The organism is Methanobrevibacter sp., from assembly GCF_017468685.1.
Lineage (GTDB): Archaea > Methanobacteriota > Methanobacteria > Methanobacteriales > Methanobacteriaceae > Methanocatella.
On record NZ_JAFUHT010000009.1, the window covers coordinates 21,508 to 41,840 of the forward strand.

Annotated in this window: 17 protein-coding genes; 5 read left to right on the forward strand and 12 right to left on the reverse strand. The window is 32.8% G+C overall.

All coding sequences use genetic code 11. The annotated features are described in order from the left end of the window. Window positions 1-41: 41 nt before the first annotated feature. The 4 genes from IJ258_RS01475 to mcm all read right to left on the reverse strand — a co-directional run bounded on the left by IJ258_RS01475 (window position 42) and on the right by mcm (window position 8,909). A complete protein-coding gene (locus tag IJ258_RS01475; protein WP_292801928.1) occupies window positions 42-857 on the reverse strand; it encodes a hypothetical protein in 816 nt (271 codons plus the stop codon). Window positions 858-1,079: 222 nt separating this feature from the next. Beyond that, window positions 1,080-3,449: a hypothetical protein gene (locus tag IJ258_RS01480; protein WP_292801930.1), complete on the reverse strand. Its 2,370-nt coding sequence runs from the start codon at window positions 3,447-3,449 to the stop codon at window positions 1,080-1,082. A 199-nt stretch (window positions 3,450-3,648) separates the two neighbouring features. Then, complete coding sequence (locus tag IJ258_RS01485; protein ID WP_292801932.1) at window positions 3,649-6,498, reverse strand: hypothetical protein; 2,850 nt, start codon at window positions 6,496-6,498, stop codon at window positions 3,649-3,651. Between the two features lie 407 nt (window positions 6,499-6,905). Then, the gene (gene mcm, locus IJ258_RS01490) at window positions 6,906-8,909 is read right to left on the reverse strand and encodes a minichromosome maintenance protein MCM (protein ID WP_292801934.1); all 2,004 of its coding nucleotides are present in this window, start codon (window positions 8,907-8,909) and stop codon (window positions 6,906-6,908) included. Between the two features lie 116 nt (window positions 8,910-9,025). Here mcm and IJ258_RS01495 point away from each other — a divergent pair, with 116 nt between their 5' ends. Then, entirely contained in the window at window positions 9,026-9,445 is a 420-nt protein-coding gene (locus tag IJ258_RS01495; RefSeq protein WP_292801936.1) for a hypothetical protein, read from the forward strand. On the opposite strand, the gene IJ258_RS01500 is transcribed toward IJ258_RS01495, so the two are convergent. Beyond that, on the reverse strand, window positions 9,446-10,078 hold the full coding sequence (locus tag IJ258_RS01500) for an RlmE family RNA methyltransferase (protein WP_292801938.1): 633 nt from the start codon (window positions 10,076-10,078) through the stop codon (window positions 9,446-9,448). A 1-nt stretch (window position 10,079) separates the two neighbouring features. Next, window positions 10,080-10,619, reverse strand: coding sequence for a metallophosphoesterase (locus IJ258_RS01505; protein WP_292801940.1), 540 nt, complete (start codon window positions 10,617-10,619; stop codon window positions 10,080-10,082). 114 nt (window positions 10,620-10,733) lie between these two features. Here IJ258_RS01505 and IJ258_RS01510 point away from each other — a divergent pair, with 114 nt between their 5' ends. Next, on the forward strand, window positions 10,734-11,825 hold the full coding sequence (locus IJ258_RS01510) for a formate--phosphoribosylaminoimidazolecarboxamide ligase (protein WP_292801942.1): 1,092 nt from the start codon (window positions 10,734-10,736) through the stop codon (window positions 11,823-11,825). A gap of 5 nt (window positions 11,826-11,830) precedes the next feature. Here IJ258_RS01510 and IJ258_RS01515 read toward each other — a convergent pair whose 3' ends face one another. The 3 genes from IJ258_RS01515 to IJ258_RS01525 form a co-directional block, all read right to left on the reverse strand. After that, entirely contained in the window at window positions 11,831-12,235 is a 405-nt protein-coding gene (locus IJ258_RS01515) for a hypothetical protein (protein ID WP_292801944.1), read from the reverse strand. Between the two features lie 18 nt (window positions 12,236-12,253). Further along, window positions 12,254-12,622 (reverse strand): DUF5518 domain-containing protein, encoded by a 369-nt coding sequence (locus IJ258_RS01520; RefSeq protein WP_292801946.1) that lies wholly within the window; start codon window positions 12,620-12,622, stop codon window positions 12,254-12,256. A gap of 69 nt (window positions 12,623-12,691) precedes the next feature. Continuing rightward, on the reverse strand, window positions 12,692-15,289 hold the full coding sequence (locus IJ258_RS01525; RefSeq protein WP_292801948.1) for an ATP-dependent helicase: 2,598 nt from the start codon (window positions 15,287-15,289) through the stop codon (window positions 12,692-12,694). Between the two features lie 258 nt (window positions 15,290-15,547). On the opposite strand from IJ258_RS01525, the gene IJ258_RS01530 reads away from it, so the two are divergent. After that, window positions 15,548-16,318, forward strand: a complete 771-nt coding sequence (locus tag IJ258_RS01530) for an SDR family NAD(P)-dependent oxidoreductase (RefSeq protein WP_292801950.1) — start codon at window positions 15,548-15,550, stop codon at window positions 16,316-16,318. A 129-nt stretch (window positions 16,319-16,447) separates the two neighbouring features. Then, window positions 16,448-17,296 (forward strand): HEAT repeat domain-containing protein, encoded by an 849-nt coding sequence (locus IJ258_RS01535; RefSeq protein WP_292801952.1) that lies wholly within the window; start codon window positions 16,448-16,450, stop codon window positions 17,294-17,296. Here the strand turns inward: IJ258_RS01535 and IJ258_RS01540 are convergent. Both IJ258_RS01540 and IJ258_RS01545 read right to left on the reverse strand, forming a co-directional pair. Further along, on the reverse strand, window positions 17,288-18,112 hold the full coding sequence (locus IJ258_RS01540; RefSeq protein WP_292801954.1) for a carbon-nitrogen hydrolase family protein: 825 nt from the start codon (window positions 18,110-18,112) through the stop codon (window positions 17,288-17,290). The genes IJ258_RS01535 and IJ258_RS01540 overlap by 9 nt on opposite strands. A 43-nt stretch (window positions 18,113-18,155) precedes the next feature. Continuing rightward, window positions 18,156-18,884 (reverse strand): PsbP-related protein, encoded by a 729-nt coding sequence (locus tag IJ258_RS01545; RefSeq protein ID WP_292801956.1) that lies wholly within the window; start codon window positions 18,882-18,884, stop codon window positions 18,156-18,158. A gap of 70 nt (window positions 18,885-18,954) precedes the next feature. Here IJ258_RS01545 and IJ258_RS01550 point away from each other — a divergent pair, with 70 nt between their 5' ends. Next, window positions 18,955-19,434, forward strand: a complete 480-nt coding sequence (locus tag IJ258_RS01550) for a hypothetical protein (RefSeq protein ID WP_292801958.1) — start codon at window positions 18,955-18,957, stop codon at window positions 19,432-19,434. Here IJ258_RS01550 and nucS read toward each other — a convergent pair. After that, window positions 19,431-20,213 carry an endonuclease NucS gene (gene nucS, locus IJ258_RS01555; protein WP_292801960.1) on the reverse strand — a complete coding sequence of 261 codons (783 nt, stop codon included), beginning with the start codon at window positions 20,211-20,213 and terminating at the stop codon, window positions 19,431-19,433. The two genes, IJ258_RS01550 and nucS, sit on opposite strands and share 4 nt — an antisense overlap. Window positions 20,214-20,333: the final 120 nt, after the last annotated feature.

The following is a 20,333-nucleotide window of genomic DNA, read 5'->3' on the forward strand; positions in this document are numbered from 1 at the left end:
ATGATTAAATTAAAAAATAGAAAAATAAGATAATTAATATCTTATTTAATTTTAACTGTTATTTTTCGTTTTTCTTTAGTGACAGTGTTGATTGCAGTAATATAATGTTTGCCTTTTTTAAATGAGTTTATTTTAATTTTAGCTATTCCTTTATTATTGGTTTTAATTTTGTAGGTTTTGCTTTTAACTTTGATTTTAACTTTTTTATTTTTAAGAATTTTGCCTTTTTTATTTAAAAACTTGATTTTAAATTCTTTATTTTTTTGATTTATGGATTTTGATAAAGCTTTAGTAGGGATTGTTGATTTTATTGTTATTTTGTTATATGTAAACCAGAATGATCCGCTATTTCCTTTTCCATCTCCTTCAGCAATGCTTGTGTAGATGTTATGTTTTCCGATATTATATTTTAGTGAAATTGACGCAAAGCCCTTACTGTCGGTATAAACTTTTTTATAGGATTTGTCATCAATTATAAAATAGACCAATAATCTCTTTTCAGGTTTGCCGTTTTCATTTAAGACTTTTACTTTAAACTCGGTGCCGTCTTTGTAATACATTTTTACATTTTTGGATACAATTTTAAGGCTGTTATCATAGCATACGTCATCCTGATCAACGTCATAGTAGTATGTCTCTTTAAGTTCAGTTTTGTTTTTATCTGCAGAGATTAATGTGTTGTCATTGGAATTTTCTTGATTTTTATCATTATCTTTCACTTCATTAATTTTTTCAAGGGATATGTCTTGTTCGGAAGCTTGTGTTAAATTTGTATCATAATTTTCAGCACAAACATAAGAAATGGATATGAAAAAAATCGTAAAAAGCATAAATCCTATCAGATATTTAGTTTTCATTAATCATCCTCCTAATGTAATATAATTTTTGCATTAAGTCATATATAAAAGTTTATTATAATCAATACGGTATGGATTTATTTTTTTTTTAGTTTTCAGAGGTTATTCCATCAGTTTTTTGATCCATATTTATTTTTTTTTTGGTTTTAACTGATTGGAGTTTTATTTTAATTCAGTGGTGTTAACTATCTAAAAATAAGAATAAAATAAGGAAGTTAATCCTTATTTTTTGACTTTAACTGTTTTTTTAACGGTTTTATTTAAGTATTTTGCAGTGTATTTTACTTTTTTACCCACTTTAAGTTTTTTCAATACTTTTTTCTTGATGGTTACTTTAGCAACACCTTTTTTATTGGTCTTACCTACATATTTTTTGCCTTTAAATGTGAAGGTTATTTTAGTTCCTTTTTTAGGAGCTTTTCCATTGATTTTTAAGGTTGCTTTTAAGACAAGTTTTTTAGCAGATTTTTTGACTTTAACCTTTTTTAAAGTTAATTTAATGACTGTTTTAGCTGGAGTTACTGATTTTGAAGTTACTTTAAATGTTGTAGTTTTGGTGCTGTCGTTAAATATTCCGTCTGATTTGAATAATACTGTTGCTGTATAGGTATTTGCTGTTAAACCTGTGATTTTAAGACTACCTTGACCTTTATTGATGTTGACTGAGTAATTTTTGTTTGCAACTTGCACTATAACTTCTCCAGTGAATGCAGAGTTTGTGGTAATAACTATATTGGCAGCATTGCCTTCTTCAATATTTGCAGCGGTGATTGATAAGTTAGGGTCAATATTTTCTTCTAAATCAACGATGATATTTCCACTAGCAATTTCTGTGAGTTTTCCGTTTTCTTTTTCAATAGAAACGATTATTTTATGAGATCCTTCTGTAAGACCTTCTAGTTTATCATATTTTATATAATATTCTCCTTCCTGATTATATAAATCTTTTAAGTATGATTTATCGGCTTGTTTTCCATCAATTTCAATTATGATGTTATCGATTAACGGAAGTGCAGTGAATGTGATTACTGAAGCATTTTTATCTTTAATGGTTTCATTAATTAATGTCCCATAGTCTTCAGCAGTTAATGTTTTGAAAGTCACTTTGCTTTCAACTTTGGTTGCAGCTTCATTACCGTCAAAATACATTACAACAACAGTGTATGTTCCGTTTAATGTAGGGTTTATGTCTTTGGCTCTTATTACAAGAGCATCTTCGTTTTCCTCAATACTTGGTTGTATGTCTCCAATATCTTTTTCCCAGGTAGCAATGATATCTCCATCATCGTCCTTTATGGTTAAATTGATTTTGCCTTCTAAAATAGTTTCAGGATTTTTAATTTCTCCGTCTTCTAAACTAATGAAAACAAAATAGTCTTCATATTCAGTATAAACTGTTTCATCTTCTAAAGTAATAACGATGTTTGAGATTAAATTAATTTTTTTGTCAGTTATATTTTTGCCTTTATATGTAATATTTATGGTATGTTCTCCAACTTCAAGAAGCCTGTTCAATTCTTTAAATCCGATGATATAATTATTGTCTTCATCTCTTCTAGTGTTGTTAAGTTTTATTGTGATTGGTTCTTCATCATCAACATAAATTGTTATATTGTCATCTTCACTAGCAGATGAATCAACTGTAATAAAACTTTCATTACTGGTGATTACTTTAGTTCTGGAATCAACAATAATTGATACTCCATCTATTTCTGCAGTTTGTGGTTCATATAATGTTAAAATAATTTGTTCTGCTTCTTCTTCAGTTGAATTATATTTAACTGCTCCATTATTATCATAAAAATAACTTTCTATTATATAAGTTCCTGCTTTATTTATGCTTAAATCCTTTAGATAGATAATATAGTCATCAACATCTCTATCTAATAAATCTAAGGTCTTATTAAATGATAGTGTTTTATTAATCCAAATTTCAAATCTACCATCTAAATTTTCATTGTTAACTGTAATCTTGATTAATTCGGTTTCTTCCCAATTGTTTTCCATGATGATTCCTTCATCAATGTCAACAGAGTAGTCAACTTCAATATCTTCTGATTCATACTCATCATCGATTTCAGTTAATGTCATGGTGGATTCAGTTAAAGTGACCTTGCATACAATTGTAAACATATCTATAAGTTCAGGTTTTTGATTTTTGATTTCGTAATATTTGAAAGTGAGATTATCGCCGTTTTTAATCTTGCTTAAATTATCAAAAATATCTCCTATGGATATTGTACCACTTAATCCATCTTCATCTTCTTCCCAATGATTGTCATCAGTGATATCGACATCTAATCTTACAATGTTCTCTCTATCTGTAGATACTTCGACATAACCTTTTGCCTCACTTGGCAAGTAGATATCTGTAAGGGTGTTGTTATCATCCGGATCGAGGGATATTTCGTCCTCATTAGGATCGAAATAATACTCGTACTCATCATCCTCATCATAGTCATATGCTATGATATCTGCATCATCACTAACAGTCATGTTGTCTGATGCAATATCATCTGCCGCATTAACGGCTCCTATTGTTAAAACTGTCAATAACAGTAATGTTAAAAGCATTATGTTTTTTATCTTCATATTTTACACTTCATGTTTTTATTTAATATTCACATGTGAATATAATAATATATTAATCAATTAAGTATTATATATGTTACATTATATTTTATAATAGGAATATTGTTTATTTTTTAATTCTATATGAAAATTTTGAAAAAAGTATAATTGCCTGGATTTTAAGCATTAAAGTAATTTGATGTAGAATAATTTGTAGAAGTTAATATTCCTCTGAATCGTCATCATCTCTTCTTTCATAGAGGAAACTTAAAAATAGAATGATAATCAATATGATTAAAAGTATAAACATTGTATTCATATTATCATCATATTTAATGATGTTTTTGGTTACTTCGTAACTTTTAGCCCCATGTCCGCTTCCTTGTGAACCTAAATCTCCATTAAATCCTTTCCCATTTAATGATATTTTTCCGTTGTATGTGCCGTTTCCACTGCCTGTTGCATTTGAATCTCCACTTCCGGTTCCGATTCCGCCGGTATTGTTTCCAAAACCGTTGCCATTAGTTGTCTTATTGGTTTGTTTATGTGATTGTGGAACTGAAGGTTTTGAATGGTGTGTGATTTCTAATTGTGTTTCGAGTGCTTTGGATGTATATCTTTCATTTCCCTTGAAATTTATTTCAACATCATAACTGCCGGATTTTAAATTATCAAACTCAACTGTAAGGTGTTTGGTGTTTTTATTCACTGTAAATTTCTTCTGTACTCCGCCAGCACTTACAATCAAAACTGCATCAGTTTTTGATTTGCCGATATCTATTGTCAGGTCAAGCTTATTTCCTCCATTTTTATGATAGCTAATTTTTGGAGCTTCTTTTTTCACTGTGACCTTTGATTTTAAAGTAACGTCATTATATATTTCATTTCCTTTAAGGGTGAATGTTGCAGTGTAGGTTCCTGGGTCTATGTCTTTAAAAAGCACTTCTTTTTTGCTTTTCACTAAACCTTTTTTAACATTGATTGCTTTTTCTTCATTGTTTAAAGTAACATGGCAATATCCATTCAAATCTTCCTTGCAGGATGAAAAATCAAGTGTGAATAAAACATTGAAGTCATCTGAAGTATATTTTTTAGCAAAAATCCTATTGGCTTTTTTAACTTCAAATTTTGCAGTATCATAAGTGTTGTCCGCTAAATTGATAATTTTTATAGTGTATTTTCCGGCTTTCGGAAGCATCTCATTTTCAAACTCATAGTTCCACTGCTTGTGCTGGTAAACATTCATCAGATTATCTCCGATGTATACTATTCCGTTTTCATCACTTACAATGATGCCCACGTCCTGTGTACCAATTGGATTTTCCTCATCATCATCGTCCCAGTCGTCATCGTCCTCAGGTTTGTATGTGTCCATTCTAACGACAAATTCAGTATCATCAAAATAAGTATTGTTTTTAACATTTAAGATATGGACTGTCTTTTTCTTTTCATTAACGATTAGGGAAGTGTTGAGCTGATAATAAACTCCATTCGGATTGCTGTCGGAGTCGATTTGTCTGAATTTGAAATGCATGGTATTGTCTTTAAATTCAACATCAACATCATAAGTGTATAATGCCTTAAACTCAAACCTTATGCTGTGGCTGCCTGTTTGGATGTCTCTTTCATTTGTCTCTTCAATTGATGACCTTTCAAAGAATGTTTTGATGTTGATTATGTTATTGGAGGTGTACTCATCAAAGATTTCAACATCATCTACAAAAACGGTCAAATTATATGAATAAGGTAAATTATCTATTTTAAGATTAATGTCTTCTGTATGAATGATGTTTATGACTGCAGAAGACTCGATAGGGATGAATTGTGTGTTTTTGTTGATAATGTTCAATTTGGTATTTGCCACATATTTGTCATTTAAAAATGCACTGCTGTCCTGTGAATTTAAAAAGTTGAGTGTTAAAGCATTGTTTTTTAATGATATTTCAGGATTGAAACGGGAATACTTGTCTGAAGGAGTGAATTCAAATGAAATGTCATGAGTTCCCTCATCAAAATAATTTCCATTGCTATCTTTTGTAGGTATGTAACATGCATTTTCCCAGCTCAATAAGACTGAATTGTCATAAACTTTCCTGCCGTCAATATATACTGTAAGATTTCCTCCCCCTTCACCTTCAAGATACACTGGGATGCTTCTGGTGTAAGTTACATCAATTGGAGGTGCATTTAAATTGATTATATTTAATTCTGGAAATTTACAAACATTTAAAGTGGTATTTATTATGATGATGTATCTGTTTGGAGTATTGACTCTTTTGGATTTTGCAAAATTAACTGTAATCTCTGAATTGGAAGTATCTGCATTCACATCATAGTCTGCATATACCTTATCAGATTTCACTATGAGGACAAGATTATACGAACCTATTGCCAACTTGGTGGTGTCAAGCTCCTCATCATTAATATTTTCATCAATTTCATATGAATTAAATAATTTGTCGTCAATATAAAAATTTGCTTCACCGGAACGTATCCCTTTAAGGTTGAATGAAAGTGAATCGGAATATGTTATATTCAGGTCATCTGGATAGAATGTTTGGACTATAGGATCTATGGATTTGATAATGTTGAACTGTGAAGTGAATCTATAAATTAGGTTTTGCGGGTTTTTGCTGTTGCGCATAAAGTTAAAGTCAAAAGATACTCCTGAATCGCTGATGTATGCATCAGGCTTATATATTGATGTGGTATTGATGAATTTGAATTCATAGACAATATTATGTTTTCCTAAAGATAGCTGCTCTTCATCATCATTAATCTTAACGCTTGTTGGAATGTCTATTTGGTCGTAGCTCACATTGTCTAATTCCTCATTGATTGGGGAATCATGTCTGTCAATATAAACATTCAGGCTCCAAGATTCATTAACCTTAACCTCAACGGGAATATAGTCATCTTCTTCCACTACTAATATTCCATCATCATCGTCGATGTTTGAATTATATTCCGTATCTTTGAGTAATGAATCTGCAGTGTCATTTAAGTCATCATGAGCACTGACAGTACCTATAATTAAAAAAATTAATACGACCAACAACAATTTTTTCATAACATTTCTAAATTTATCTTTAATAATTATTAAAGTTATTGTTATCGAATATTGTTGTATTCGATGCTTTGATCAGCTTTAAACAGTATGTGATGTCTTTTTAAGTCTTATTTACAAATTTTGGTGCCATATATTTGTAATATTGTTTGATATTATTTTTATTTGAAGTAGGATATTTTTAACATTCTTTTTTACAGTTATGGGTAATGTTAAATGATTTTTACATAATTTGACGGTTATTTTTGTCTTTAAATATTTTTTCCACCATTCGGTTGGTGGTTTATTTTTACATGGTTTTAATTTTGTAAAAATAAGAAAATAAAAATTGTTTGCTGTCAAAATCAAGAATTGTATATTAAAAACTATATTCAATTAATCTTGACAGGGTTAAATTTAAAAATTTAAATTTAGACTACGCGTCTAAAGTATCCGGTTGTCGGTTGATAAATAACTCCTTTTTGAATAAGGTTTCTTACGATTTGTTCGGTTTTATCCTCACTGACACCATATTTGTCGCTCATGTTTGAAAGTAAAACGTTCAATGGTGCATCACCTGCAAATTCTTCTTCAAGGAGTTTGATTTCTTCAGTCACTCTTTGGATTTTGTCCCTATCTGATTTTGGTGTTCCTCCACTAACGATATCTGCATCAATTTCACCGGTTTCAGGATCAACACCAACTTCCTTAAGACATGCCATTTGCAGTCTTACAGCTTTTTCAGCATCTTCCTTTTCAACGAATTCTTTAAGTTTAATCTTAGCACTTGCTTCAGATAAACGAATGATAGCTTCAAGCTGTCTTGCAGTAATTGGAACTGCTCCCTGTTCTTCGGGATTGCTGTTTCTTGTATTTACATAGAATTCTTGCAAGATTTGATTTGCTTCATCGGTTAATTGAGGATTGACATTTTTACGGGCATAAGCAATATATTTTCTAAGCAGTTCAGGTTCAATTTCATAATCAACAGTATTCTCTTTGTGTATCTTTAGAATATGCTCTGCTAATTTTGCATCTCCTTCTCTGCTTGGTTTATCTTCAATAACAAAAATCAAATCGAAACGGGAAATAATAGGAGCAGGCAAGTCAATTTGCTCTGCAAGTACTTTGTATCTGTCAAATCTTCCAAACTTAGGGTTTGCAGCTGCAAGAACAGAACACCTTGAGTTCAATGTTGCCATAATTCCTGCTTTTGCAATACTTACAGTTTGTTGTTCCAATGCTTCGTGGAGTGCTGAACGGTCTTCTGACCTCATCTTGTCCAGTTCGTCAACACATACGTTACCCTGGTCCCCAAGTACCAATGCACCTGCTTCCAGTGACCATCCGCCAAGCTCGTCTCTAACTGCCGCTGCAGTTAAACCCGCACCACTGGTACCTTTACCACTTGTATAAATACTTCTTGGAGCAAGTCTGGATACATATTTTAATATTTGGGATTTACCAATACCTGGGTCTCCAACAATAAGAATATGGATATCTCCTCTCAATTTGGTTTCATCTTCAAGCTGTTTGGCCGCTCCTCCAAATAACTGAAGTGCAATAGCTTCTTTAACGTCTCTGTATCCTCTAATTGATGGGGCAGTTGATTTGATAATTTTATCGTAAATGTGAGGGTCTTGTGACAATTCAATAATCTTTTCTTCATCCTCTTCTGAAAGTTGTAATTCCTCAAATTCCTGTTCTAAAGGTTCGATGTGATTAACATAAATGTAATTTTTGAATTTTCCACTTCTTTCTTCTCTGAATGTCTTTAATGTACCGGTTATTCTTACCTTATCTCCAGGATTCAATTCATCAACCAAATCGTCTTCCAGAATCATAAGCATCTGCTTAGGTTCAGTTCCTCCGGAGAGATTCTCTAAAGGTTCCTGCATCCTTGCAGTTTGAGTGTCAATGTATTTGGATTCTTCCTGAAGCAATCTGAATGACCTTCCACCACATTCACTACACAAGGAAGGTTCTATAATTGTATTTGATGATGTTTGTTCGACCTCATGTAATCTCATACATCCTCTACATTCAAAAACACCAGTTTCAATACGAGGTCTTATTTCATCTGTTTTTCTTACAATTCCATCTGCTGATACAAATGTTCCAATATATTTACTTAATAAATCTTTTAATGGAATTATGTTGCTTAAATGTTCAAAACGAATATTTATATCTGCATCTTTTACTAACGGGTCGATGTTTTTAATAGCAATTTGTGCTGCTTGAATAACCTCTTCAGGTTTTTCAATTAACAAATCTGCAAGTTCTGGATCAAATATTTCTAATGATTGATAGTTTACGGTAAGTGATCTCTCATCAGGGTATTTTTCAAGTATTTTAAATACATCATCCTTGTAAGATGTCGCAAAAAATTCTTCAAATTTTGCAGTTGATGTTTGTGTTTTAGCTGTAGAGTTCATCACCATAATATTAATTTTTTATACTTATTAAAATGTTGGTGAGAGCATTTGAAAAGTAACATTAATATAGTAATATCAATAAAATTAATACTAATAAATTATTAATTGAGGTTAATATGAGAAAATCTAGACTAAGCTTATTTAAATCTACTTCAATGTTAATTTCCGTTGTTGGAATTATCATGATTATTTCAACAATTATTGTAGTGGCTTATGTAGGTTATAGTATTGTTTCAACAGGAATTACAAATGAAATTTCCTCTGGAACTCAATATGATGAGCTTGCTGAGTTAAGAGCCTCATATAGCAATCTGTCTGTGAAGTTTGATAGTATCAAATCAACATATTATGCAGGCGGTGCTGATGATGTTAAAGTTTATAATGATGCAAAATTGGAGTTGACACGGGCAAATTCAGCTATTGAAAATGTTCAAAGCGCTCTTGATGCAGGCAAACCATCAAATGAAGTTGACAGTAGAATTGAATTTGCTAAAGAAAAACTCGATACTGCTAATAAAGCCTATAATAATCTTTAATTATTTTCTTTTTCTCTTTTTTTTGTTAGGCATATATTCCAGACCAACAACATACATTTCAGAACTTTTTTTACGTGAAGAAGCAGGTTTTGTTGTCCTCACATGTCTAAATTTGCCTTTAAGTGAATCCAACATTTCCTTATACTCAGGGCCTTGAAATACTTTCATAATCAAATTTCCTTTTGGCTCCAAGATGTTTTCAGCTATTCCAATAACTGCATAGGTCAAATCGATTGATCTGAGTTGATCAATATTTTTAATCCCGCATAATGACGGTGATGCATCAGACATTACGACTTTTGCTTTTCCTCCGATGAGGTCCATTATTTTCTGCTGAACTTCAGGAGTTGTAAAGTCTCCTCTTAATCCAAAATAGTTTTCTTCATGGAATTTTTTGAATCTGTTCAAGTCAACGCCAACAACGATACCTTCTTCACCAACTTTTTCTAAAGCCACTTGTGACCAGCCTCCTGGAGCTGCTCCAAGGTCCACTACAGTATTTCCTTGTTTGATTAATTTATACTTTTTATCAAGTTGTTTGAGTTTATATGATGCTCTTGAACGGTAATCTTCCTTTTTAGCCTTTTTATAATAGGGGTCATTGTGTTTTTCCATCTGCCATTTGCTTCCCATTTTAATCCCTCTTGTATTGGTCAAAATCAAGTGCGCTACATACCGGTGCGCCAATCTTTACAATCTCCACATCAACTTCCCTGTTGTTGATTTCAAGTATCATTACTGTTCTGTCTGCAAGTCTTGGAACAATAGGGCTTCCTGGATTTAAAAGTAAAACTCCGTCTTTCTGTTCTATTTTTGGCTGGTGTGAGTGGCCTGAAACTAAAATGTTCACATCCAATTCTTTAGCCAGATACAATAATTGGTCACTGTCTGCTCTTGGATAGACTTCTCCATGTATGATTCCAATTTTTAAGCCTTCTGCTTCTATTACTTTGGCTTTTGGCAAGTCAATTCCATTGACTCTGTCCATATTTCCCTGAACTGCCATGACTGGAGCAATTTCTTCCAGCTCTTCAATAACTCTTGGTGAAGTTAAATCTCCAGCATGTAATATCAAGTCTACATTACTGAAAGCTTCAATTACTTTTTGAGGCAATACTTTTGCTCTATCTGGTATGTGGGTGTCTGAAATTAAACCAATTAACATTTTTTTCATTCCTTAATAATTCAAGTTATATTTTGTTTATTATTACTTTTAAAATTAATTAAAAAAACTATATAAATTGTTAAAAATATACTTATATATATCATTCTTTTAGGAGAAGATAAAATGGGAGAAGTTAAAAAGGAAGATATTTTAGAAATTTTGGCTAAATATGACAAAAGTGAAATTACAATAGCTACTCTCGGAAGCCACACATCTTTACATATTTTGCAAGGTGCAAAAGAAGAAGGATTTAGAACAGCTATTGTATGTCAAAAAGGAAGAGAAGTTCCATATCAACGTTTCGGAGTTGCTGATGAATATATAATCGTTGATGAATTCAAAGACATCGTAAATGAAGATGTACAACAAAAACTCAGAGACATGAATGCTATTGTTGTTCCTCATGGATCTTTTGTCGCATATGCTGGTCTTGACAATGTTGAAGACAAGTTTAATGTTCCAATGTTTGGAAACAGGGATGTGCTTAGATGGGAGGCTGAAAGAGACAAAGAAAGAGCATTGCTTGTTGAAGGTGATGTCAGAATACCTTTCAAATATGATGGTCCTGAAGAAATCGACAGACCTGTAATGGTTAAATTCCCAGGTGCAAGAGGTGGAAGAGGTTATTTTGTAGCATCTTCAACTGAAGAATTCAATTCAAAAATCGAAGCTATGAAAGCAAGGGGATGGTTAGAAGACAGTGATGTAGAAGCAGCTCACATTGAAGAGTATGTTTCAGGTTGTAATTATTGTATACACTATTTCTACTCAGCACTTGATGATACAGTTGAATTAATGGGTATGGATACAAGATATGAATCAAGTATTGACGGTTTTGTAAGAATGCCTGCAAAAGACCAATTGGACATTGATTTAAGCCCATCTTATGTTGTAACCGGTAACCACCCTGCTGTAATTCGTGAATCATTACTTCCACAAGTATTTGACATTGCAGACAAGTTAACAGAAAGTGCTAAAAAATTAGTTGCTCCAGGATTGAACGGACCATTCTGTATGCAAACATTAGTAAATGATAATCTTGAAGTAATCTGTTTTGAAATCAGTGCCAGAACTGATGGTGGAACCAACACTTTCATGGACGGATCTCCTTACTCATACTTAACCTATGGTAAACCAATGAGTATGGGTAGAAGAATTGCTCTTGAAATAAAAAGAGGAATAGAAAGAGATGAACTAGAAAAAATAATAACATAGAGTTATTATTTTTTATTTTTTTTCTTATTTTTACCGATTTGCTGTTTTTTCTCGTATTGTTCTAAAGCTCTCATACGATCTCTTTTTGCCCATGCACCAACAAGACCAACAAAAGCACCAACAATAAGGATGAGGACTGTCACACTTAATATTCCATTTTCAGTAACGAAAAATCCATCAAATTGACCCATATATCCCTGGAATGTTAAAACTATAATTGGGGTTGATGCAAGTGCTCCCATGAGGGTTCCTTTTTTAATGCTGTCCTGACCATATCCTGCATATAAAAGACCCATTGCTGAGAAAGGATATAACCAATCGTTAATTTGCCATCCGAATAATATAAATGCTGCAGCTATTGCTGCACCAAACACTAAAGCTTTAATGTTAATACCTAAATCATATTTCATATATATTTCTCCAAAAACTTAATCTTTAGAAGCTATTGCTCCTCCAAATGCTCCTGTAATTCCCATAACAATCGCATAATATATTAAATATCCAATTACTGTAAAAATGCTTGCAATTCCAGAGATGGTAAATCCTGTTAATCCGCCAAAGATGCCAAATAGGCTTCCTCCGAAAGTTGCAACCAAAACAAATAATATTGCAGAGATAATTGTTCCTAATGCTCCTGCAACGGCAGCATTCCACAGACCTCCCAATGCTCCGCTATGGGCAATGTAGCCTGTAATAAAACCAACAATTAACAATCCAATAAATTCATATTGTGCAAAAAATGATTTTACGATAACTGCTAAAATGAAACCAATAAAAACTGCACTCCATTTTGTCATAATAATCACCTTTTAATATAATTATATGAATTAATTAATAAAAGTATTTATTTATTTTTTCTGAAGTCTTTAGTAAATGTCTTTTAATTTGTCTTTAATCTGTTCAAGTATGGCCTGATGCATTCTTTTGGTAAATTCGCCTTTGTCATTTTGGTTTAATACATCAAGATAGCCTTGTGAAACCAGATTGAATGCAAAGGGACTTGGTATGACGGTATCTATTGTTTTTATTTCTATTTCTCCACTGTCAATCATATTGATTACTTTTAATGCATTCTTGATGTCCATATAATCTTCCATTGCTTCTCTTCTAGCTTCCTTTAAAATTGAGAAATTATCATCCATTTCCTGAACGAACTTAAGTAAAATCTTGCCTCTTACCTGCTGTCTTCCAACTGATTTTGATTCGCCTTTGTATCGCCTGAGTGTCATCAATGACCTTCCTGCACAATGACGGAACCTTGAAGCCAATGTTTCTGTTTTATTCAGGGAATTTGATAAAATTCTTTCAAAATTCTCAGGGGTCAATTGTCTAAATGATTCCAAACCTCCAATTGTACCATCTGAGCTTAAATAGAATCCATTGTCTGAAATGGATATTGTAATATTCGTATTGTATCTTTGAGCAACAACATAAGCAACGGCACGGGACAGGGCATCATTGACCTTGCGACCAAATAATGAATGGAATATTACGAATTTCCTTCCGCCAAAGCCCTTATAGTATTCAATGAGCAAACATCTGTTTGAAGGGATTTTGGCATATTTGTATTGCTCAACAAAATATTCATAGATTGAATTTGCTGCAAAGTCATCAACATACAGGTAATCATAAATGAATTCCATAATCTCTTCCTTGCTTCGTCTATATTCAAATTTTGATTCCATAAATGACCTGAACTTCTGAATATCCATTGCAAGATCAAATGATAATGGTAGCTGCTGTGAAAACCATGATGGTATTGTCGGTGGGCCACTTGCAGGAGTTACATTTATTGTCATTCCCTTGCCGTAGTTGAAGCGATAGGTTCTTCCACCTAGAACAAAGGTATCTCCTTTTTTCAGTCTCTCCATGAATGACTCTTCAATTTTACCGACGGTTTCACCATCGCATTTGACAAGAACTCCTGAAGAGTCAGGTATGGTTCCGATATTGGTGGAGTATAACATTCTGGCCAGTTTTCCACGTTTTCCGAAAGTGTTTTCTTTATAATCAATCCAAATCTTAGCGTAAACGTAACGCTCTTCAAGTTCAGGATATTCTCCTGCCATATAACTTAACACGTCCTCATAATCATCTCTTGTGAGATCTTTATAGCAGTAGCTTTTGCGAATCACGTCATATGCATAGTCTATATCCCATGGATTTTCAATGCTCATTCCATAAATGTGCTGTGCCAGAACATCCAGACAATTGGTTGGAATGTTGATTTTATCAATTTTTCCTTCCTTTGCATTTTTAAGCAGAACTGAACACTCAACCAAATCATCACGGTCAGTTACAATGATTCTTCCTTTTGACTTTTCATGCAGCCTGTGTCCGCTTCTACCGATTCTTTGAAGTGCCCTTGCAACGGATTTGGGTGAATTTATCAAAACTACCAGGTCAATATAACCTATATCTATTCCAAGTTCAAGAGATGTTGATGAAACAACTGCCTTCAGTTTCCCTTCCTTTAACTTGTTTTCTGTTTCAAGACGAACTTCCTTTGAAAGTGAGGAATGGTGGGCCATGATATTGGAGTTATTATAGTTCATCGGATACATTTTCTTTAAGTTGTAAACAAAACGTTCTGTTCCGCTACGGGTATTTGTAAATATCAGTGTTGTCTTGTTTTCCTGTATCAAATCATCCAGCAGGTCATACATTCCCAGGCGAGTGTCCTCCTCATCAGCTAGTACAATATCGCTTACAGGACACATCACTTCCATATCCAGTTCCTTTAGATAATTTATGTTGACAATCTTACAGTTCCTCTCAACACCATATTCATAACCGACCAGGAATTTCGCAACTTCCTCAATAGGACTGACGGTTGCAGATAATCCTATTCTTGTATATTGGCCAATCATGTGCTGCAATCGCTCAAGGGATAGGCTTAAATGAACTCCTCTTTTGTTTTCAGCTAGTGAGTGAATTTCATCAATGATGACATATTTCACATGACTCAGCTTTTCTCTGAATTTCGGAGCCACAAGTAAAATGGATAATGTCTCAGGAGTTGTAATCAGGATATGTGGCGGTTTTTTAAGCATCTTCTGTCTTTGGTACTGTGAGGTGTCTCCGGTTCTTACGGCTTTTCTGATTCCAAGTTTCCTGCCTGCTATCTTTTCAATACCATTTAAAGGTTCATCTAGATTCTTTTCAATATCATTGTCCAATGCTTTCAGGGGTGAAATGTAAATGCAGTAAACCTTATCCTCCAGTTCCTCTTTTTCAGCAAGTGTTGTCAATTCGCTGATTACTGACAGGAATGCTGTCAATGTCTTACCTGAACCGGTTGGTGATGAAATTAAAATATTGTTGTTTTTGTGAATGTCAATGATTGATTTTTTCTGGGCAGGTGTGAAATCACTGAATTGTGTGTCAAACCATTTTCTGACCCATGGATGCAATATCTTAAAGATTTGCTTTTTGCTATACTCTTTAGTTTGTTCTTCAATCATTTTTCACATTCCTCAATTCTTATTGACATTATATTTTTTTGATTTTCAGTATTTTAAATATGATGCTTATTTTGTTAATAATTTCTATGTTGGGAAGTGTCCGGTATTTTTAACAATCTTTAATTGAAAAATGTATAATAATTTTGACATCAATTGAATATTATTCGGTAAACCTGTAAACTATTAAATAAAAATTGTTAAATAGTATAATTTTGTATATATATTATACATAGGCTAATGCCTAAGGTGGTATAAAAAATGAATGATTTATTTAATTTACAAGGACAAGTCGCTGTAGTAAGCGGAGCTTCCTCCGGTATCGGAGTAGACATGGCAAAAGCATATGCAAGATATGGTGCAGACATCGTCGTTACCGGAAGAAGAGTCGAAAGATTAGAAAAAGTAGTTGAAGAAATCAAAGAAATCGGAGTTGACTGCATAGGTGTAGCTTGTGATGTAACAGACACCGAAAGTGTAGAAAACTGTGTAAAAGAAATCATGGACCACTATGGAAGAATAGACATTCTCCACAACAACGCAGGATACGGAGCAACCAAAGAAGCAGAATTATTAACTGACGAAGAATGGAACATGACTGTAGATGTAGATCTTACAGGAACATTCAAAATGTCCAGAGCAGTAGCACGTGAAGCAATGATACCACAAAAATACGGAAGAATCATCAACACAGCATCAATGTTCGGTTTAGTCGGAACCATGGCAACACCAACATCCCCATATGCAGCAGCAAAAGGTGGAGTAGTAAACCTCACAAGACAATTAGCAGCAGAATGGGCAAAATACAACATTACAGTAAACGCAATCTGTCCTGGTACATTCCCAACAGAGCTCACACGTGAAACAATCGACAATGATGAATACAAAGCATACACTAAAACTGTAGTTCCTGTAGGAAGATCTGGTGTCGACGGGGAATTAGACTCAACAGTAGTATACCTTGCATCCCCTAAATCCAGTTACGTAACTGGTCAGGCAATCGCTGTTGACGGTGGATACACCTGTATTTAAATTGAAAATTTATATTTTCAATTTTCTTTTTCTTTTTTTTGATGTTTGCTTAGGGTCTACAAGGCTCATAATTAACTTTTCATTTTTCTGTAAGGGGTATTTATATATTCTTAAAATCTAATTATAATCATGTCAAATTTAAATTTTCAAGATGCTATTAACAATTTATCAAATGATGATGTTAAAGTCAGAAAAGAAGCTATTGAATCATTGGTAGGCATTACTGATGAAGATGCTATTGAACCGTTAATAAAAGCTACAACTGATGATAATGCTCAGGTAAGATTTAAAGCAGCGGAGATCCTTGGAAGTATGGGGGATGTTGCTGTTGATAAATTAATTGAAGAATTTAAAACATCACAGGGTAAAGATAAACGTTTTCTTGCTTTTGCACTCAAAGAAACTGAAGATAAAAAAGTCATTCCCTATTTTGTTGAATCAACAGAAGATGAAGATTTTGGTGTAAGAAAAGTTGCAGTGCGTGCATTGGGTGAACTTCAAGCAGAAGAAGAATTGGATTCAATTTCAAAATGTCTGGAAGATGAAGATTGGGGAGTTAGACTTGCAGCTATTCAGGCATTAGGTGATTTGGCCACTGATGATGCAATTAAACTAATCAAAGATGCAAGAAAAGCTGAAGAGGATAAGGACTTTAAGAAGTCATGTAATAAAGCTTTAAAGAAAGCTAAAAATAGACAGGAAGCAAAGGCATCTGGTAAAAGCATTGTTAAAGTAATTCCTATGAGCACCATTAAAGAAATGGAAAAAACAAATGTTCAAAAGGCTATAAAGGAATATGAACGTTATGTTGAAGCTAAACAGGCTAAGGATGCTCCATATAAAAGATTATGTGTTTTATACAGAAAAGCTAATGACTATGACAATGAAGTAAGGGTCATAGAAACTGCAATCGAAGTATTTGCAGGTAATGACAAGAAATTATCCTACTTCGAGAAAAGGCTGGCTAAGTTAAAATAGTACTCTGTAGAGGTCTTCCCTTTTGTTTTTTAAAATAGGAAGTTCCTCTCTAACTTTTTTTATTTCATTTAAATCAATGTCGCAAATAATCAATTCCTCTTTTTCCCTGGCTTGGGTTAAAACTTCTCCCCACGGATTAGTGACAATTGAATGTCCATAACTGTGATATGTTGCATCTTTATTTAATGCTGGTGCAACGCCCACGCAGAAGACTTGATTGTCAAGCGCTCTTGAACGGAATAGCAGCTCCCAATGTGCCGGTCCTGTGGTTTGATTAAACGCTCCAGGATAACACAAAATTAAAGCTCCATTTTCAACCATTATTCTTGCAAGTTCGACAAATCGAACATCATAGCATATTCCAATGCCTATTTTTCCAAATTCAGTTTCAGCAATTGTAAACTCATCACCAGCAGTCAAAACATCTGATTCCTTAAAGGTAATCTTATCTTTAACATCAATGTCAAAAAGGTGCATTTTTCTATGTTTTGCAATTACGTAGCCGGTTTTATCAAATAGATAACTGGTATTGTATAACTTATCCGATTTCCTTTCAGGAATTGATCCTGCTAAAATATAAACATTATTGTCACTAGCTAGCTTGGAAATTTCATTTAAAGTGTAACTGTCATGCTCTTCTTCACAATATTCAATGAATTTATCATTGGAGTATGGGCAATTAAACATTTCAGGTAAAATTATAAAATCAGCATTTTTTTCAACACTTTCGGCTATCATCTGACTAGCTTTTTTAAGATTTGCTTTTTTGTCGTCAACAACATTCATCTGACAAAGAGCAAGTTTAATTTTTGTCATTTTAACACGTAAAAATAGAAAAAAAGTATGAATTAAATCATACTTATGCAATATCTGCAGAACTTATAGTGCTTTCAATAGCTTCAGAAGTAACGGAATTTTCAGAATCTCCAGTTATCTTAAAGACATATAATTCGCCGTCACTAAACATTGAAACATATCTGGTATAATCTCCATCAGCATTTTCCAAGAGGATGTTTGATGAGTTTCTACCATCTAATGTGATTGTTTCTACAAGTTCAACATAAGCACCTTGTGTTTGTGCATAGTTGATTCTGTCTTGAGTGATGTCTTTTAATGATTTGGCATCATTTGAAATGTTATAATATTCAATTGTAACATTATTTTCATCTTGGAAGAATATTGCTCCAGGATGTTCTGCATCACTTCCATTTATTTCTTTCCAATTGCTTGGATATTTAAATGCAAAATCATTAGCGCTGTATTCAAGTAAATCATTATTATTGCTTTGAATTACCGGATTAGAGTTATTGCTAGTTTGATTATTTGATCCCATCAAAAAGATTCCGCAAATAACAATTAAAGTTATAATCAAGATTGCACCGATAACCATTTTGTTATCTTTAATAATACTAATTGTATCCTCGTCATCTGAAGATTTTTTTTCAACTTTAGGTTCTTTTGGTTCCTGTTTGAAAATATCTTCACGTTTAGGAGCTACAACTTTTGGTTTTGGAAATTTATAACCACAATTTCCACAAACAGGAGCACCATCATAACTAGGATTTCCACATTCAGGACATTTTTTCACAGTTTAACCTCCATTAAAATTTACATTTATTAATTATAATATAAAAATATATTTAATGAAGAGTGATATTATGGCAGATGATAAAACTATAAATATCGATGATATAAATTATGCAGTTTATAAGATTGGTGAATGGAAAAATCATTATGAAATTAATCAGATCGGATTATCTCATGAGATTCCAGTTACTAAAAATACAATAACTCATATTAAATTTTCTATGGATGAAATTAGAGCTTCTCAATTTGATTTATCAGATAAAAAAGTTAATGGGTTTGTAGCAATTGCACTGCAATTAAATCCAAAAGTTCAGGAAATGAAATTGGATGACATCGTTGAACTTGAAGAAAAAGAATATCAAAATATATTGGATGAATTGGAAAATCTGGAAGTTTTAGATGAAAATGACTCTATTCCTCTTGAAAGCGATGAATATCTTATTTATAAATTGGAAAAAGATTGTCATGTTACCACTTCAATTCCTGCAAATGAATATACAAAGCAATTTTATAAAGATGAATTAAAAAGAATTGAAGATGCACTGGACTAAAAGAAATCCAGTGTTACTTTTTTATCTCTTTTTAGCTCACGGGGAGGTTCAACTGATACAAATTCAATGCCTTCCTCTTCAATCATCTCTAAAGCATCATCCATAATTGATGGGGCAACAAGCAATCCTCTTATTTTTTTCTTTTCAGCTTCAACTTCTCTTAAATAATCATTTTCAGTATTTTCTAAGTCCTGAATGTATCTTCTAAGTTGTTTTACTGCAGTTACTCCTGCTTTACGTGCTTTTAGCTCCAATATCATTAGGTTATTGTCACTGTCTTTTCCTAAAATGTCAATAAATCCGTGTTCAACACTATATTCTCGAGCAGTTGGGGTAAAACCCTCTTCAATAACATGAGGTTTTTCCATTATCATATCACCCATGTCTTTTTCATATCCTGCCTGTTCAAGTTCTTCAAAGTCTTCGATATTGGCATAGTTGATGAATTGGATTTGCCTTATCTCAACAGTTAATAATTCTTTTGGGGTTCTCCTGTGACTTTCTAAGAATAAATTGTCATTTTTTATATAGGTTCTGGTTCGTGATTTAGGAGGTTGCCAATTTACAGGCTCTACCTTTTTTTCTTGATGGATTAAAAATGCTCCATCCGGCTTTATCATAATTATACGTTCTCCCCAGTTTAATTCACTGAGGGCTCTTCCTTCATAGTTTACTTTACAGCATGCAAAAATAAGTATTGTGGCTCTTTTCCTAAGTGCCTCTTCAATCAAATCATATGCATCTTCGCAATTTGGATTTTCTAAAATTTTATATTTCATCACAATTAACATTGTTTAGATTAATTTAAATAATTTGTTTTTAAAACCAATATACATAGTTTTGTGGAGGAATTTAAATTTACGATGATGAATATTTTGAAAGTAAAAATGAATATTTTA